This window comes from Chloroflexota bacterium (assembly GCA_020161265.1).
Taxonomy (GTDB): domain Bacteria; phylum Chloroflexota; class Chloroflexia; order Chloroflexales; family Herpetosiphonaceae; genus Herpetosiphon.
The window spans coordinates 190,395-207,675 of the sequence record JAIUOC010000009.1 but is presented as its reverse complement, the minus strand read 5'-3'; the positions used below and the strand labels follow the sequence as shown (position 1 = coordinate 207,675).

The window sequence follows — 17,281 nt, the reverse complement described above, 5'->3', positions numbered from 1 at the left end:
AAATGCTCTTAGCGTTCTTCGCGCTTGCAACCTTCGTGCCCTTCGTGTCCTTCGTGGATCAATTAAAGGATTAGGTATGGCCAATATTTTGGTGGTTGATGACGAACCGAATATTCGCGAAGTGGTAGGCTTGTATTTGCGGCGCGAAGGCCATACGGTGCTTGAGGCCAGCGATGGCGAGGCCGCTTTGCGCTTGGCGCGGCAACAACCACCCGATTTGGTCGTGCTTGATCTGATGTTGCCCAAAGTGACTGGCTTGGAAGTTTGTCGGCGCTTACAGAGCGATCGCCGCACGCCAGTGATTATGCTCACCGCCAAGAGTGAGGAGAACGATCGCATTATTGGCTTGGGGGTTGGCGCTGATGATTATGTGGTCAAGCCATTTAGCCCACGCGAATTGGTGGCGCGAGTTGAAGCGGTGTTGCGCCGTGTTCAGCCGCAGCCCGATGCTCCGCCACCTGACGAACGCCCGATTGAGCTTGGCTCACTGCGGGTCGATCCGCGCACTCGCGATGTGCAAGTGGCGGGTAAATCGATCAGCCTAACTGCGCGTGAGTTTGATTTGCTCTATTTTTTGGCCCGCCATCGTGAGCGCGTGTTTACCCGCGACCAGTTGATGGAATTGGTGTGGGGCTATACATTTTCTGCTGATACCAGCACCGTAACTGTGCACATTCGGCGTTTGCGCGAAAAAATCGAAGATGATCCAACCGCACCGCGCTATTTGCAAACGGTTTGGGGCGTGGGCTACAAACTCAGCGCAGGCGAACAATGAGACGTTTTTTGCATCAATCAAGCCTCTTATTGCTGACCTTGGCGATTGCGCTGGGTTTGGTAAGCTTGGTCGGTCACTTTGGCTTGATGCTGCCAATGAGCGAATTAGAAGGCATCGTCAAGCTGTTTGGCTCGTTGGGCTTTGGCGCTGGCATCGTGGCAATCGTCGCCTTACAAAGCCGAATGCTCTCGCTATTGCGCAGTTTGCGGGCGCAAATTATCGCCGCGATTGGCCTTGGCGGAATTTTGGTCGCAGCCTTGTTGCAAGGTGTAGCGCGAGCCATGTTCATCAGCACCGACCACGATTTGCCCTTGCTCTTATTGGTTTTGATTTTTATGTTGGTGCTGGCTTTGGGGTTTAGTATTGCGGTAGGCAATGTTTTGGTAGCCCGTTTGGCCGAGGTTCGCGCAGGAGCCGCCGCGCTGGCCAAGGGCGATTTGGCTTTGCGCATTCCTGAGCATGGCAACGATGAAGTCAGTATCTTGGCCGCCGATTTTAATCAGATGGCTGATGCCTTAGCCCAAAGTGCTGAGCGTCAGCACGAGCTTGAACAATCGCGCCGCGATTTGATTGCGGCGATCTCGCACGATTTACGTACCCCACTAACGGCGGTGCGGGCGATGATCGAGGCCTTGGCTGATGGCGTGGTAACTGAGCCAGCCATGCAGCAGCGCTATCTCAATTCGGCCAATGCCCAATTGACCAACCTAAGCACCTTAGTTGATGATTTATTCGAGATGGCCCAGCTTGATGCTGGGGTGTTGCGCTTGGAATTAGAACGTGCCTCGCTGGGCGATTTAATCTCTGATACACTGAGCAACTTGCAGCCGCATGCCGCAGCCCATGGCGTGCAATTGCGTGGCAGCGTTGCGCCCGAAGCCGATTTGGTGTTGATGAATGCGCCCAAATTGCAACGAGTGTTGTATAACTTGATTAGCAACGCGCTGCGCCACACGCCGAGCGATGGCACAATCGCGATTCAAGCCCAAACAATCAACCAAACCGTGCATGTTGAAGTCAGCGATACTGGCGAAGGCATTCAGCCCGACGATTTGCCACATATTTTCGAGCGCACCTATCGCGGCGAGAAATCGCGTTCGCGTGATTATGGCGGGGCAGGTTTGGGCTTGGCGATTGTGCGGGCGATTATTGAGGCTCATGGTGGCAACGTTTGGGTTGAAAGCCAGCCCCAGCATGGCGCACGCTTTGTCTTTACCCTGCAAACTCCCGCTAACTAACGCGCTCAAGCACGCGCTGATAAACTGCCAATGTTTGCTCAGCGGTGCGTTGCCACGAAAATTTGGCGGCCTGCGCCGGAGCTTGATCACGCAAAACTTGCCGAGCAGTTTGATCATCCCATAAATGTTCAATCGCATCAGCCCATGCCAGCGGGTCGGCAACTGGCAATTTGAGGCCAGCATCGCCGACCACTTCAGGCAAACTTGAGGCATCGGCTACCACTACCGCCGCGCCACAAGCCAAAGCTTCTAAGGCTGGTAAGCCGAAGCCTTCATAGCGCGAAGGGTTGAGATATAAGCGACAGGCACTCAGCAGCCAGCGAATTTCCTCATCGCTTGGGCTATCGATCCAAGTTACAACATCTTCTAAGTGTAATTCAGCGAGGGTTTGCCAAATTTCGCCATCGAGCCAGCCGCGCCGCCCCGCCAACGCCAAGCGATAGCCAGCGTGCGGCTTGCGATCAACTGCAATTCGTAAGGCTCGTAGCAACATTGGGATATTTTTGCGTGGCTCTAGGGTTGAAACAAACAGCATAAATTGATCAGCCTGCCAGGTTTTATCGCCAATGTGGCGTTGAGCATCGCTGACGAGTGCGATTGGCTGGATATCGGTTGCTAGATGAATCACATCAATTCGCCTCGGATCAACATTTAACAAGTTGGTGAGATCGTTGGCGGTGCTCTGCGAATCGGCAATAATTGCATTGGCTGAGGCCAGCGCTCGCTCAATTTGGCCATAATAACGGCTGGCGTTGGCATCCAAAATTTCAGGAAACAATTTAAATGCTAAGTCATGCACGGTGATCACCGCAGGAAATGGGCGATACAGCGGTGGAATAAAATCAGGCGAGTGTAGCAGTTTGGGGCGGCGCAGGCCAATTTCCAAGGGCAAAAGCACTTGTTCTAAGCGGTGATGGGGCGGGGTGAATAAGCGTGCTCGCTGAATGTTGGGGCCAAGCGCCAAAGGTTTAGGGCTTTTGCGATGCTCTAGTACCAACCATTGTTGCTCAGGCGCGATCTTGGGCAAATAGGTCAGCAATTTTTGGGTGTATTGGGCAATGCCACCATGGCGGTAGGCATTCAAACGAGCATCAATCGCAATCATTAGCGGCCTCGTAGCAAAATATGATCGTTATGCTACCACAGCCTAAGAGCGCTGGGTGATCAATTGTTCAACTGGCGGCGGGGCAACTTGCGGCTTATCAACAATCCCGCTAACTTCCTCAAGAATTGCTTGAGCGCGATAGCTGGCAACCAAAGCCTGCCGCAAACTGCGCTGTTGTTGAATGCCCTCTTCGTTGATCGAATTGCCGATTGCTTGTTGCAGTTCGTGAATTTCACCCTGCAAGCCTTGGGCGGCTTGGGTTAATTGGGCAAACACCGCTGGCGGCAAGTTGATCGTGCTGGCATCGATCAGCGGTTTTTTATGCTGATATTGACGTTCGAGCAGGATAAAAATCGACCAACCTGCCATCCCAGCCACGCCCCAATCGATCAAATAACACAGCCACACTGGCGAGCGCGGCGTGAGAACTTGATGATCGACGAGATCCCAAGCGATGTAGGCAGCAAAAGCTCCCAACAACGGGAACCAGCGACGATTGAGGCTAACCTTCATAATTGCGCATCCATTTCACAAATTAATGCCTGAACAATGATTCAGGCCAATCTAGTATGCTGCGCTAATCTGAAATTCTGATGAAAATTTGATGAGATGGCGATGAGCTATCAGCGTGAAATCGTTATCAAGGCTGGTTGGCAAAAATCGCCAGAGCAGGTACGATCAGGCAGCTTTAGCGAAAGGATGCATGATTATGGTTCGGATTGCAACGATCGAACGTAACACCCGTGAAACCCAAATTAAGCTCACGCTCAATCTCGATGGCTCTGGTCAAGTAGCGATCAATACGGGAATCGGGATGTATAACCATATGTTGGAGAGTTTCGCTCGTCATGGTCAATTTGATTTAGCAGTGACCTGCAATGGCGATTTGCATATCGACGACCATCACTCGGTTGAAGATGTAGCAATTTGCTTGGGCATGGCGATTGATCGGGCGCTCGGCGATAAAGCTGGCATCACCCGCACCGCCCATGCCTATGTGCCGATGGATGAGGCACTAGCGTTTGTTGCGCTTGATCTGAGTGGCCGACCGTTTCATGTGCTCAACTTTAGCTGGACAAACCCCAGCATTGGTGGCTTGACCTGCGATTTGGTTGAGCATGTGTTTGAGAGCATTGCGATTCATGCCCGAATGAATTTGCATGCGAAAATCGAATATGGCCGCAACGACCACCACAAGGCCGAAGCCTTATTCAAAGCTTTGGCGCGGGCACTCGATAGCGCCACCAAACATGATCCACGTTTGGGCGATGCGATTCCCAGCACCAAAGGCGTGATTTGATCAACAAAGGCTTCCCTTATACCCAACCCTTCTCCCACCAAACGGGAGAAGGGCGTTTGATATTGTAGGCTCCCTTTGCGATGGGAATTAGCTGGATATAAGGAAATTAAACCGTGAGTTTGGTTGCCATGCCTGGCTCTAACCAACGTGGTTGAATGTCGCTCCCAGCAAACGCTTGATCAATTTCTGCTTGACCTTGGCTAAAGTGCTGCCAACCATCAAAGTGAATTGGAATCAAGCTTTGGGGTTTGAGTAGTTGCGTCGCTTGATAGGCTTGAGTTGCATCAAAGGTAAATAAAGTTGGGCCGGTTGGCGCAAATTGGGCTGCCCCAACATGCAAAAAGACCGTGCCAACCGCGTAGCGTTCAGCAATTGTCGTAATTCCATCAAACAAAACGGTGTCGCCAGAAATATAAATTGGCCCATGCTCAAAGGCTGGGTATTCCAACACAAAGCCAAGTACCTCGCCAATAATCGGTAGCAACTCAACCGGGCCATGTTGCGCTGGCACGGCAGTGATCGTTAGCGGCAAGCCTTGGGGGGTGTTAATGGTAATCGATTGCCATTCGGCTAGACCTTGCACATTGGTTGCGCCCTGCTGTTGCAAGCGCTGGCGGCCCGATTCGGTGGTTAATACATGGCCTGCGTTCGGTAACAAGGCGCGGCCTGCATCATCCAAATTATCATAATGATCGTCGTGCGAAAGTAAAACTAGATCAATCGCGCCAATTTCAGTTGCTGGCAAGGCCGCTGGCGCTTGCTTGTACAGCGCAAATTCAACCTGTGGCCGCACCTGATAAACCCGTGAACTACCAGCCGGATCAAACACCGGATCAGTCAAAATCCGCAAGCCGTCAATTTCCAATAATACCGTGGCTGTGCCGATGTAGGTTACATTGATCTGCATAACAACTCCTTATAAATACGGACGTTCGTGTTTTATTGATGCTAAAAAATTTTAGCTGCGATAGTTTATGATTAAATTGTCGATGGCGGCGCGGGCGGTCGCAAATTGAGCTTCGTGAGAACGGACTGCTCGCCAAACCAGTGCGGCGATTTCGATGCCATGGAATTGCAGCGCAACCTCGGCAATGGGTGTATCTGGGCGAAACTGGCCGAGTTGCACGGTTTCGGCGATGCATTGCTCAATAAAATTTAGATAATTGTGATAATAGCGCAGCACAGCCGCCCGCACTTCCGAGTTATCCAAATCATCAAGCTCAAGCACGGCATTGGTAAAAAAACAGCCGCCCAGAAAAATGCCCTGCTGCAAATAGCTAAACCACGAATCGCAAAGCTTGCTAAGGCGAGCAATTCCGGCTGGCTCGGCCAGCACTTGGCCAATCACGGCGGCTTGAAACAGCTCAGAGGCTCGATCAACCGCCGCAACTTGCAGCTCGGTCTTGGACTTGAAGTGAGCGCTGATGCCGCCCTTGGACATGGCGACAGCCTCAGCCAAACTACCAATCGTCAAGCCATTCAAGCCAGCGACCGAAGCCATCTGCACTGCTTTATTCAAAATAAGTTCTTTGGCACTATCTTTGCGACTCATATTGATAAAATACCATACGTTCGTATTTTATGCAAGCATGAATCTTTGGTGCGCCAACGATGAAAGACGGAACCACGAAGGGCACGAAGAACGCGAAGCAGGGCTTTTCGCTGGTTTGCTTGACAATCTAAGCATGATTGCTGCAACAATTTTTTGCTGGCCTGCGTCCTAGTTAGCAGATAAGCAACCACAAGTTGCAGCCAAATAAGGAGTTTACAATGCAAAATTCAAATCGCTTAGTGCGTGTTCAACAAGATCAAATGATTGCTGGTGTTTGTACGGGCTTAGCTCAATATTTCGCTTTTGACGTAACCTTGGTGCGCTTGGCCTTTGTGCTGGTGACCTTGGCTGGTGGTTCGGGCATATTGCTCTACATCATTTTGTGGGCCGTGTTGCCAGTGGTAACCGCACCTGGCTTGCCAAGCCCAGGCATCAACAGCGGCATTGATGAAATGCGTAATCAAGCCCAAAATGTGTTCAACAAGGTCAAAACTGCGGTTAACAATGCTCAAACCAGCAATGCTAACTCGGCTGCACCACAAAGCAATTGGAAGTTCGACCCACAAACGGGCCAACCAATCAATCCAGCTCCAGCCCAACCAGAAAAACCACGGTTTGACCCATACACTGGTCAGCCATTAAACGACTAATCTAACGATTGAGCTGATACCACAACGGTCGTTGAGCACTGCGCTCAGCGACCGTTTTTTGTTGGGCAGAATCACAAAGTTGCTCAACTTCTTGCTCTAGCAGTTTGAGTGTCTGCGGAGCCAGCCAATAGACCGTGGCTTGGCCTTCCTGCTCGCTTTCTACCACACCAGCTTGAGCCAACACCCGCAAATGTTCGGAGATTGTCGATTGAGCACGATTGGTTCGCTGCACAATATCGTTGCAGATACAGCGAGGATGCTGAGCGATGTAGCGCACAATGCCTAAGCGCAATGGATGGCCGAGGGCATGGCATAAATTGGCGAGTTGGGTCAATGCAGCATCAGCTTGAATCGTTTCCATCTGACAACCTCCGATTGTGGTGTTGATTAAAAACTAACACACGCGCATCACGGCATGGTGCCCGCGCTACGCGTGTGTTGCTTTGCCGTTCAATCTGCAACTTAGTTATTCAAGATAGGCTCGCAATTTACGCCCACCAAAAGCTGGGTGGCGCAATTTTCGCAGAACTTTGGCCTCGATTTGGCGAATTCGTTCGCGGGTAATGCCAAACTCGCGGCCAACTTCTTCAAGCGTGCGATATTTGCCATCGACCAAGCCATAGCGTAGCTCAATAATCCGCCGTTCACGCTCATCGAGCTTGCACAGCACTTCATCAAGTTGTTCGCGCAATAAATGCTCGGTAGCGTGATCAAGCGGCTCGGATGAACGATCATCTTCGATAAAATCGCCGAGCACGCTATCGCCCTCGTTGCCAACAGGCGTTTCGAGCGAAACTGGCTGACGCGCCACTTCGAGCACCCGCCGCACTTTATCGGCAGGCAACCCAAGCGCTTCGCCAATCTCCTCGGCGCTTGGCTCACGCTCCAAGGCTTGTTGCAACTTGTGGGCCGTGCGTTTGACGCGATTAATCGTCTCGCCCACGTGAACTGGCAGGCGAATAGTGCGACTATGATCAGAGATCGAGCGCGTAATTGCTTGGCGAATCCACCAAGTGGCATAGGTTGAGAACTTAAAGCCCTTGTGATAATCGAACTTCTCGGTTGCCCGCATCAGGCCAATATTGCCCTCTTGAATTAAATCTAAAAACGACATGCCGCGGCCAACATATTTTTTGGCAATCGACACCACCAGGCGTAAATTGGCTTGGATGAGATGTTGACGGGCGGCTTCGCTTTCGAGAACTTGCTGTTGTAGGCGGGCTTTTTCTTCGAGGAGATATTCGTGGCGGGCGAGCCGAATCATCGCACGTTCGCCGCGTTCCAATTGTTTGGCCAACATGGTTTCTTCGTGGGCGGTTAGGAGATGCACTTGGCCAATTTCGCGCAAATACATGCGCACCGGATCATCGAGGCTTACCCCTTCCCGAATCAGAGACCGTTCGAGATCGTCGTCATCGACATCGCGTGAACGGAGATGTACTGCAGCGGTTGGCGGTTCTTCCAAAATTGGAATATCTTCTGCTTGGCAGCGGACACACAATTCGTCGAACAGCGCTGTGTTTTTGTCGGAGGGAGGAAGGTGGAGCAGCACTTGGTCGTGCGTTAGATAACGATGCTGACGGGCTGCCCCCATCAGAACTTCAAGTACGTTTTTCAAGTAAGCACCGACTTTCTACTGCTATAGAAAAGCCTAATGATAGACCACTATATCACGGATAGATCTGCGATTCAATACCCTATTCAAGCACATTGGGGGTGAAGTTTCCATAACATGCAACTGATAATTCGTTGAAAAAAACGAAACGATGTATAGTATTTGGCAACAACTGCGAAGGAGGCGGGTTTTTCAGCCCGATTGATGCCATGACAACGATTGCGCTTGATCAGCAGATTATTCATGCGGTTTGCCCTCACGATTGCCCCGATACCTGCTCGATGCTTGTAACTGTGCAAGACGGCAAGGCGATTAAAATTCAGGGCAACCCTGAGCACCCTATAACCAATGGTTTTTTGTGCACCAAAGTCTCGCGCTATGTTGAGCGCACCTACCATCAAGGCCGTTTGTTGTATCCAGCCAAGCGAGTTGGCCCCAAAGGTGCAGGCCAATTCGAACGGATCTCGTGGGAAGAAGCCCTAACCACGATCACCGAACGTTTGCAGGCAATCAGCGCTAGCCATGGCCCACAAGCTATTTTGCCCTACTCCTATGCTGGTACGATGGGATTGCTGCATTATGGCTCGATGGATCGACGCTTTTTCCATCGCTTGGGCGCTTCATTGCTCGACCGCACGATTTGTGCCAGCGCTGGGGCAACTGGCTATCGCTATACGGTTGGTGCGAGTGTTGGTACTGACCCCGAAGCCTATGTTGATGCCAAATTAATTATTTTGTGGGGAACCAACACGCTCACGTCGAATGTGCACCTGTGGACGTTCATCAAGGCGGCACGCAAGGCTGGCGCACGGGTGATTGCGATCGATCCTTGGCGTTCGCGCACCGCTGCCCAATGCGATTGGCATATTGCCCCCTTGCCAGGCACCGACGCAGCCCTGGCCCTCGGCATGATGCATATTATTTTTCGCGATGGCTTGCACGATCAAGCCTATCTTGATCAATATTGTATTGGCGGCGAGCAATTGCGCCAGCGGGTGCAGGAATATCCGCCAGCGCGGGTGGCCGAATTAACAGGTTTGGATGTGGCGACGCTTGAGCAATTGGCCCACGAATATGCCACGACCACCCCTGCTGCGATTCGGATTAACTATGGGTTGCAACGCCACGCTGGCGGCGGTATGGCCGTGCGTACCTTGGCTTGTTTACCTGCGGTAATCGGCTCGTGGCGCGAGCGAGCAGGCGGTATTTTGCTTTCCACCAGCGGCACGTTTCCAATTAATAATGCGGCCTTGGAACGCCCCGATCTGATTCCTGCTGGAACCCGCATGATCAATATGAATCAGCTTGGTGATGCGCTGACCGAAGTAAACGATCCGCCAGTCCAAGCCTTGTTTGTCTACAATTCCAATCCAGCGAGTGTGGCCCCCGATTTGGAAGCAGTCAAGCGTGGTTTGGAGCGTGAAGATTTGTTCACGGTGGTGCACGAGCAATTTTATACCGACACGACACGCTACGCTGATATTATTCTGCCTGCGACCACCCAACTAGAGCATGTTGATTTACATAAAGCCTATGGTCACTGGTATTTGGCCTGGAGCAACCAAGCAATCGAGCCGCTGGGCGAGGCGATTCCGAATACCGAGTTGTTTCGGCGCTTGGCGGCCAAAATGGGCTTTACTGAGCCATGTTTTGGCGATGATGATCAGACGATCGCTCGTCAAGCACTCGATTCAGAGCACCCAGCTTTGGCGGGCATCACGCTCGAACGTTTGCAACAAGAGGGTTGGCTGCGTTTGAACGTGCCAAGTGATTGGGCACCGTTTGCTGAGGGCAATTTTCTCACGCCATCGGGCAAGTGTGAACTCTATTCTGAACGGATGCTGGCTGATGGTTTTGATCCATTGCCGACCTACACCGCGCCCTACGAAAGCCCGACTACCAACCCACGTTTGGCTGAGCGCTATCCCTTGACCCTGATTTCACCGCCGGCTCATCACTTTTTGAATAGCACCTTTGGCAATATTTTGCAGCGCTATGAAAGTGGCCCGACCCTAGAAATTAATCCACTTGATGCGATTGAACGCAATATCGACGATGGCGATCAAGTGTTGATTCGCAATGATCGTGGCGGTTTTGTGGCAACAGCAGTGGTGACTGATCGGGTGCGTCAAGCTGTGGTGGTTGCGCCATCAATTTGGTGGTCGGAGCTAACCGTTGATGGCCGCAACGTCAACCATACTACGCCCCAAGCGCTTTCGGATATGGGCGGCGGTGCAACGTTCTACGATAATTTGGTCGAAGTTGAACGAATCGTCAGCTAAATCGCGAACCAGCCGATTGAGTCGAGAAACTGGCTCAATCGGCTGGTTGGAGTTTGGATTACGGCAATGTTTGATTCGCCATGCTCAGCAATAGGAATTAATCTATGCCATTATTATTTGCATTAACCATTTTTACCAGTGCCAGCCTATTATTTGTAATTCAGCCGATGTTTGCCCGAATGGCTTTACCATTGCTTGGTGGTGCGCCATCTGTTTGGAATACAGCACTCGTATTTTATCAAACCATGCTATTGCTAGGCTATGGCTATTCGCACTTGCTAACCAAATATTTCAAGCCACGCCAACAAGTATTAATTCATTGTGGATTATTATTAATGCCTTTGTTGGTATTGCCGATTGCAATTCCTGTTGGTTGGCAAGCACCGACCACTGATTTTCCAATTGCTTGGCTGTTGAATTTGTTTGCAGTTGCCTTAGGTTTACCATTTTTTGTCGTTTCAGCTAGTAGCCCATTGTTGCAAGCATGGTTTGGCACAAGTGAGCAAAACCGTAATCCCTATGTGTTATATGCGATGAGCAATGTTGGCAGTATGTTGGCACTTCTATCATATCCGTTGATTATCGAGCCAAATACCAGCCTTGCGCTTCAAAGCTCTAGTTGGCGCTGGGGCTATTTGCTGTTGGTATTGTTGTTTATTGGTTGTGGCATACGGGTTTGGCAACGCGCACCCCAAGCAGTTATAAGCCAAAATACGCAGCCAACGCAATCAATTGATTGGCAACGTCGGATCAAATGGATTGCATGGTCAGCAGTACCCTCAAGCTTATTAGTGAGTGTTACAACGTTTATTACCACCGATATTGTGGCAATGCCTTTGCTATGGGTTATTCCCTTGGCTTTATATCTGTTGACATTTATTTTTGTTTTTGCCAATAAGGCTATTATTCCAAAACAAGCATTAATTTGGCTAATGCCAATTCTAGTAATGTTAATTATTCTAACGATGATTTCCGAAGCCAATAGCCCAATTCTATTGCTTTTGATTTTGCACTTGCTGAGCTTATTTGTAGTCACGATGGTCTTACATCAACAACTAGCTGATGATCGACCTGAACCACAAAAATTAACCGAATTCTATCTCTTAATGTCGTTGGGTGGTGTAATTGGTGGTATCTTCAATGGTTTAATTGCACCGTTAATCTTCGATGCAGTTTGGGAATATCCATTGATGTTATGTTTGGCGCTGATGCTTGCGCCATGGCGCAAACCTAAGCCCACGAATCGTCAAGAATGGCTTAAATTATTGCGTGTACCTGGATTGATGGTTTTATTAAGTATCGGGTTAGTTTTGGGGATTAAGGCCTTTGATTATCATGGTCAATCGGTTGGCTATGCAATCTTATTTTCGGTGGCAATGCTGGTTGCCTATACCCAATCGCGTAATCCTTTAGCGTTTGGTTTGAGCCTTGGTGGATTTTTTAGTGTTGTCTCAATCATTGGTTTTAGTCAGTCGACCGTTATTTATCAAGAACGCAGCTTTTTTGGAGTCAATCGGGTCGTTAATTCAGCCAATCGTTTGCATTTATTGATGCATGGAACTACCCTGCATGGCATGCAATTTCTTGATCCAGCGTTAAGCAAACGCCCATTGACCTATTATAGTTTGAATGGGCCGCTGAACGAGATTTTTCAAATTGTAAATCAACAACCAGCCACAAAAACGATTGGAGTTGTTGGTTTGGGTAGTGGGGCAACCGCTTGTTATGCCAAACCGCAAGATACTTGGCGCTATTTTGAAATTGATCCTGTGGTGATTGAGATTGCCCAAAACCAGCGATTTTTCAGTTTTCTGAGCCAATGCACGCCGCAAGCACCAGTGATTGTGGGCGATGCCCGAATTTCTTTAGCCTATGAAACTCAGCCATTTGATTTGTTGATGATGGATGCCTATAGCTCCGATGCAATTCCAACCCACCTAATCACGGTTGAGGCAATTGAATTATATCTGAGCAAGGTTAAACCCGATGGAATTATCGCTTTTCATATTTCAAATCGCTATCTCAATTTAGAGCCAGTTTTACATGATTTAGCGGCAGAGCTTGGTTTATTGGCTTTAGTTCATGAATATAACACCGACCAATCAGTGCTCGAAGAGGGCAATATTAGTACCAAGTGGGTGGTTTTTACCAAGAATCAAGCCTTATATCAACAATTTATCGATCAATATCAATGGCAAGCCTTACAAAATCTTCCTAACGATCGTTTATGGACTGACGATTATTCAAGCATTATTACCACGTTGTATGCGTGGCAGTAATGAACCACGATAGATTTTGATCCACGAAGAGCACGAAGGGCACGAAGGACGAAACCGCGAAGGACGCGAAGGGCACGAAGGATGCTATTATTCCCCTTTGTGGCCTTCGGGTTCTTCGCGGTTAATAGTGGTATGTTCGATGTTCTTTGCTCTATGTTCTCTTTTTACGCTGCTTGTTGCTCGTTAATTTGCTTAACTTTGGCTTCGCTCCACTCCCAGAGCTTTTCAGCGGCAGCTTGATCATGCGAAGCTGGGCTGGATTCACGCGGTTTCTTTTTATCGAAATACAAGCCCGTGAGATGCTCAACTTCGTGCGATGTCGCGAGGTACAAGGTGGTTTCGGCACCTTTTTCGGCGCTGATCGAACCAAGATCCATCAACTTGCGCATGGCAATACCAAAGAAGCCGTTGTTGGCAGCAAAGCCCGTTGAAACCACACCTGGATGCAAGCAGTTGACCGTGACATCGGTGCCTGCCAAACGTCGTGCTAGCTCTTTGGTAAACAGAATATTGGCCAATTTGGAACGACCATACATGCGCCAGCCGCCCCATTTGCGCTTGCCTTCAAGATCGTTGAAATCCATCGCGCCCATTCGATGGGCCTCGGATGAGACATTGATAATTCGCGCTGGAGCGCTAGCTTTGATCGTATCTAACAGTAAATCGGTTAATAGAAAATAGGCCAAATGATTGAGCGCCATGGTTAATTCGATGCCATCGGCGCTTTCTTGGCGCGAGCTATAAAATGCTCCAGCATTATTGACCAAAATATGTAATTGATTATGCTTGCTCAAAAATTCAGCGGCAGCCCGTCGTACCTCAGCTTGCTTGGATAAATCGGCCAAAATATAGCTAACATTGGGATTGCCAGTCTCGCGTTTGATCATCTCGGTAACGCCTTCGGTGCGCAATGGATGCCGCCCAATAATCACGACCGTCGCACCTTGACGCGCCAGTTCTAAGGCTGTTACCTTGCCGATACCACCCGTTGCCCCGGTGACCAAACAAACTTTACCTTTCATAGTGCCTCCATAAAAGCCACAAAGTACATGTGCTACTAGCAGGATGCCGCGATTTACGCAGTGTGTCAAGCCATGGCAACAAACGCTAAAACAAAATGCCCCGCTCTCAACGAGAACGAGGCATCATGACATCAAAATAGCGTTTAACTAGCTTTGGTGGTTGGTTGTTTGCCAGCTCGGCTGCGGGTGCTTGTTCGCCGAATCAGGGTTGGCATTGCACCATCACGCACAGTTTCAGCAGTGATCACGCAGCGCACCACATCGGTTTCCGACGGCAAATCAAACATCACATCGAGCAAAATTTCCTCGACGGCAGTGCGCAAACCACGAGCGCCTGTTTTGCCAGCCAATGCTCGCTCAACAATTGCTTCCATGGCATCGCCACTGACTTCGAGTTGCACATGATCAAGCGCCAACATTTTTTGATATTGCTTGATGATTGCGTTGCGTGGCTCGGTCAAAATCCGCATCATGGCATCTTTATCGAGTGGTGTGAGCGCAGCAACGACGGGCATGCGCCCGATAAACTCAGGAATAAAGCCAAAGTGCAGCAAATCATCGGGGTTAACCAGCGATAACAATTTCTTGGAACGTTCGATCCGCTCTTCTTTAACAATCGCCTTGCCAAAGCCTAAGGTGCCGCCACTACCCAAACGTTGAGCGATATGGTGTTCTAAGCCTTCGAACGCCCCACCACAAATAAACAGCACATTGGTGGTATCAAAGGGAATAAATTCTTGCTGAGGATGCTTGCGGCCTGGCATTGGCGGCACATTGACCACCCCACCCTCAAGGATTTTCAGCAAAGCTTGTTGCACGCCTTCGCCCGAAACATCGCGCGTGATCGATGGATTATCGGCTTTGCGGGCGATTTTATCGATTTCGTCGATATACAAAATGCCCATTTGAGCACGCTCAACGTCGCCATCGGCGGCCTGAATTAGGCGCAGCAGAATCGTCTCGACATCTTCGCCAACATAACCAGCCTCGGTTAATGCAGTGGCATCAGCGATGGCAAATGGCACATCAAGCATGCGTGCTAGGGTTTGGGCTAGCAGCGTTTTGCCTGAGCCAGTTGGCCCAACTAACAAAATATTGCTCTTTTGAATTTCGACATCGGTATCGCCTTGAGCTTGGGCACGCAAGCGCTTGTAGTGGTTGTACACCGCCACCGCCATCACCTTTTTCGCCCGATCTTGGCCAATCACATATTCATCGAGATGATCGCGAATGGCGTGCGGAATCGGCAGCGTTGGTGGTAGGGTTGGGGCATTTGGAGCATCTTTACGCTCCTCGTTAGCAATAATTGCGCTTAACAGCTCAATGCATTCGTTGCAAATAAACAATGCCCCCGGACCTGAAACCAAGCGATCGACTTCATCTTGGTTCCGCCCGCAAAACGAGCAGTAATAGGTCGGTGGCATAAAGGCGGATTGCGCCATTGGAATTGCTCCCATTGGTGACGACGCGAGCTTCGTTGCTCGCGTCATCATCCTTGTTGCTCAATTAATCTTGTTGCCCAGCTTCAATGTGGGTCGTAATTTCGTCAATGATACCATATTCTTTAGCTTGTTCTGGTGTCATAAACAAATCGCGGTCGAAGTCGCGGGCGATGCGTTCGATTGGCTGACCAGTATCTTTCGATAGCAAGCCACGCACAATATTTTGCAAGCGCAACAATTCTTTAATTTGAATTTCGACATCAGGCGCATAGCCGCGAGCACCACCACCAGCTGGGTGCATGTGGATGGTTGAATTAGGCAAGGAATAGCGCTTGCCTTTGGTGCCACCAGCCAGAACTGGCGTAGCCATACTGCCAGCAAAACCAACACACCAGGTCGCAATATCGGGCGAAACCATCTGCATCGTATCATAGATCGCAAGGCCAGCGTTCACTTCGCCGCCTGGGCTGTTGATATAGATTGAAATATCGCGATCGGGGTCATCGTGTTGCAAGAACAATAATTGAGCCACCAACACATTCGCAATTTGCGAATCAATCGGCGTACCGAGAATGATGATCCGCTCTTTGAGCAAACGTGAGTAGATGTCATAAACTCGTTCGCCACGGCTGCTTGTTTCTACAACGTAGGGAACAACCATCGAGGGCGATTTCGCTGCCACAATGTCGTGAGCAGGTGAGAGCCATTGAAACCAGGACATAGCAAGCCTCCTTGCAACGGTGCGCATCGGCGCACTTCGGTCGATGCTTCTAGTCTACCCGAAAAACCTCGCGCATGGCAGAGGGCCATTCCATTGCATCACAATGTTAACACGATTCCAACACTTGTCGATGCCACCATTCTGCTGGTTGATTATCCACCATTCAGGGGAACTACGCAACCACCCGTTGGAAGGATGAAGGATGAATTATGAGGGATGAGGGAAAGCCAAAAAGAACATAGAGCATAGAACATAGAGCATAGAGAGCTTAACGCAGAGGCGCAGAGAACCCATGGCTATTGGCTGAAGGCTTTTGGCTATGGGAACAAGAATCAAACAAATCTGTGGAATCTGTGGCTAAAATAATCATTCGTTCAATTCGTGCAATTCGTGGCCAAAAACGTCCTTCGCGTGCTTTGCGCCCTTCGCGGTTTCGGTTTTTGTGCTCTTCGTGTCCTTCGTGGATCAAAATCTGACCCCTGAACTCTAGCCCCTGATCCCTCCCCCTCGTTTTAGTACAATTCAACCCGCCGATCACGGAAGACTGGCAGGAAGTCGCGGGCTTTGGCAATGCTGTCGAGATCAATGCTTGCAGTCAATAGGCTAGCTTGATCATCGCCCTCAACCAAGATATTGCCCCAAGGATCAATCACCACTGAATGGCCACCAAATTGATTAGCACGGTCGCTGCCAACCCGATTGCAGGCGATGACCACAGCTTGGTTTTCGATAGCCCGCGCTCGCAGCAAGGTTCGCCAATGCTCAATTCGTGCGGTTGGCCATTCAGCCGGAATAATTATGACTCCTGCGCCAGCCAAGGCGTAACGCCGAAACAACTCAGGAAAGCGCAAATCGTAACAAATGGCGCATGCACTTGTGCCCCAAGCAGTTTCAAAAACTTCGGCTTGCTGGCCAGCACCCAGATAGCGATCTTCTTGCATTAAGCCAATCAGATGGGTTTTGCGATAGCTATGCAACCGTTTGCCCTGTGCATCATACAGCGTGGCCGTGTTATAAACTTGTTCGCCATCACGCTCAAGCAGTGAGCCAACAATCGCCAAATGATGGCGGGCTGCTAAAACCGCGACTTCTTCAAACAAGCCCTTGCCCAGCGCATCGCTCAGCTTGTGAGCTTGCTCAAGCAGATAGCCAGTGCCCCATAACTCTGGCAGCACCAATAGATCTGCGCCCGCCATCTCGGCACGCGCAGCAATTTGGCGTATCGTCGCTAAATTGGCTTCACGATCACCCAAGACTAAATCGATTTGAGCAAGTGCCACGGTTAACTGCATTGGTTTTT

The 17,281-nt window shown here is 50.0% G+C and carries 16 protein-coding genes; 6 read left to right on the top strand and 10 right to left on the bottom strand.

Annotated features, from left to right (window positions below; all coding sequences use genetic code 11):
* Positions 1-76: 76 nt before the first annotated feature.
* Together LCH85_20360 and LCH85_20355 are read left to right on the top strand one after the other, a co-directional pair.
* Positions 77-775 carry a response regulator transcription factor gene (locus LCH85_20360; GenBank protein MCA0354352.1) on the top strand — a complete coding sequence of 233 codons (699 nt, stop codon included), beginning with the start codon at positions 77-79 and terminating at the stop codon, positions 773-775.
* Positions 772-2,013 carry a HAMP domain-containing protein gene (locus tag LCH85_20355; GenBank protein ID MCA0354351.1) on the top strand — a complete coding sequence of 414 codons (1,242 nt, stop codon included), beginning with the start codon at positions 772-774 and terminating at the stop codon, positions 2,011-2,013. The genes LCH85_20360 and LCH85_20355 overlap by 4 nt, the downstream gene beginning before the upstream one ends.
* Here the strand turns inward: LCH85_20355 and LCH85_20350 are convergent.
* Together LCH85_20350 and LCH85_20345 are read right to left on the bottom strand one after the other, a co-directional pair.
* Positions 2,006-3,118 carry a glycosyltransferase family 4 protein gene (locus LCH85_20350; GenBank protein ID MCA0354350.1) on the bottom strand — a complete coding sequence of 371 codons (1,113 nt, stop codon included), beginning with the start codon at positions 3,116-3,118 and terminating at the stop codon, positions 2,006-2,008. The two genes, LCH85_20355 and LCH85_20350, sit on opposite strands and share 8 nt — an antisense overlap.
* Positions 3,119-3,160: 42 nt before the next feature.
* Entirely contained in the window at positions 3,161-3,631 is a 471-nt protein-coding gene (locus LCH85_20345) for a hypothetical protein (GenBank protein ID MCA0354349.1), read from the bottom strand.
* 196 nt (positions 3,632-3,827) lie between these two features.
* On the opposite strand from LCH85_20345, the gene hisB reads away from it, so the two are divergent.
* Entirely contained in the window at positions 3,828-4,418 is a 591-nt protein-coding gene (gene hisB, locus LCH85_20340) for an imidazoleglycerol-phosphate dehydratase HisB (protein ID MCA0354348.1), read from the top strand.
* Positions 4,419-4,524: 106 nt separating this feature from the next.
* Here hisB and LCH85_20335 read toward each other — a convergent pair whose 3' ends face one another.
* Together LCH85_20335 and LCH85_20330 are read right to left on the bottom strand one after the other, a co-directional pair.
* Positions 4,525-5,325 (bottom strand): MBL fold metallo-hydrolase, encoded by an 801-nt coding sequence (locus LCH85_20335; GenBank protein MCA0354347.1) that lies wholly within the window; start codon positions 5,323-5,325, stop codon positions 4,525-4,527.
* 51 nt (positions 5,326-5,376) lie between these two features.
* The gene (locus tag LCH85_20330) at positions 5,377-5,970 is read right to left on the bottom strand and encodes a TetR/AcrR family transcriptional regulator (protein ID MCA0354346.1); all 594 of its coding nucleotides are present in this window, start codon (positions 5,968-5,970) and stop codon (positions 5,377-5,379) included.
* A 218-nt stretch (positions 5,971-6,188) separates the two neighbouring features.
* Between LCH85_20330 and LCH85_20325 the strand changes: the two genes are divergently transcribed.
* Positions 6,189-6,620 carry a PspC domain-containing protein gene (locus tag LCH85_20325; protein MCA0354345.1) on the top strand — a complete coding sequence of 144 codons (432 nt, stop codon included), beginning with the start codon at positions 6,189-6,191 and terminating at the stop codon, positions 6,618-6,620.
* Position 6,621: 1 nt separating this feature from the next.
* Here LCH85_20325 and LCH85_20320 read toward each other — a convergent pair whose 3' ends face one another.
* Positions 6,622-6,981, bottom strand: a complete 360-nt coding sequence (locus tag LCH85_20320; protein MCA0354344.1) for a metalloregulator ArsR/SmtB family transcription factor — start codon at positions 6,979-6,981, stop codon at positions 6,622-6,624.
* Positions 6,982-7,086: 105 nt separating this feature from the next.
* Positions 7,087-8,238: an RNA polymerase sigma factor RpoD gene (gene rpoD, locus LCH85_20315; GenBank protein ID MCA0354343.1), complete on the bottom strand. Its 1,152-nt coding sequence runs from the start codon at positions 8,236-8,238 to the stop codon at positions 7,087-7,089.
* Between the two features lie 206 nt (positions 8,239-8,444).
* Between rpoD and LCH85_20310 the strand changes: the two genes are divergently transcribed.
* On the top strand, positions 8,445-10,517 hold the full coding sequence (locus LCH85_20310) for a molybdopterin oxidoreductase family protein (protein MCA0354342.1): 2,073 nt from the start codon (positions 8,445-8,447) through the stop codon (positions 10,515-10,517).
* 104 nt (positions 10,518-10,621) lie between these two features.
* Entirely contained in the window at positions 10,622-12,796 is a 2,175-nt protein-coding gene (locus LCH85_20305) for a fused MFS/spermidine synthase (GenBank protein MCA0354341.1), read from the top strand.
* 164 nt (positions 12,797-12,960) lie between these two features.
* On the opposite strand, the gene LCH85_20300 is transcribed toward LCH85_20305, so the two are convergent.
* The 4 genes from LCH85_20300 to LCH85_20285 form a co-directional block, all read right to left on the bottom strand.
* Positions 12,961-13,818 (bottom strand): SDR family oxidoreductase, encoded by an 858-nt coding sequence (locus LCH85_20300; GenBank protein ID MCA0354340.1) that lies wholly within the window; start codon positions 13,816-13,818, stop codon positions 12,961-12,963.
* Between the two features lie 143 nt (positions 13,819-13,961).
* Positions 13,962-15,260, bottom strand: a complete 1,299-nt coding sequence (gene clpX / locus LCH85_20295) for an ATP-dependent Clp protease ATP-binding subunit ClpX (GenBank protein ID MCA0354339.1) — start codon at positions 15,258-15,260, stop codon at positions 13,962-13,964.
* A gap of 64 nt (positions 15,261-15,324) precedes the next feature.
* Positions 15,325-15,921: an ATP-dependent Clp protease proteolytic subunit gene (locus LCH85_20290; protein ID MCA0354338.1), complete on the bottom strand. Its 597-nt coding sequence runs from the start codon at positions 15,919-15,921 to the stop codon at positions 15,325-15,327.
* 572 nt (positions 15,922-16,493) lie between these two features.
* The gene (locus LCH85_20285; GenBank protein ID MCA0354337.1) at positions 16,494-17,273 is read right to left on the bottom strand and encodes a carbon-nitrogen family hydrolase; all 780 of its coding nucleotides are present in this window, start codon (positions 17,271-17,273) and stop codon (positions 16,494-16,496) included.
* Positions 17,274-17,281 lie beyond the last annotated feature (8 nt).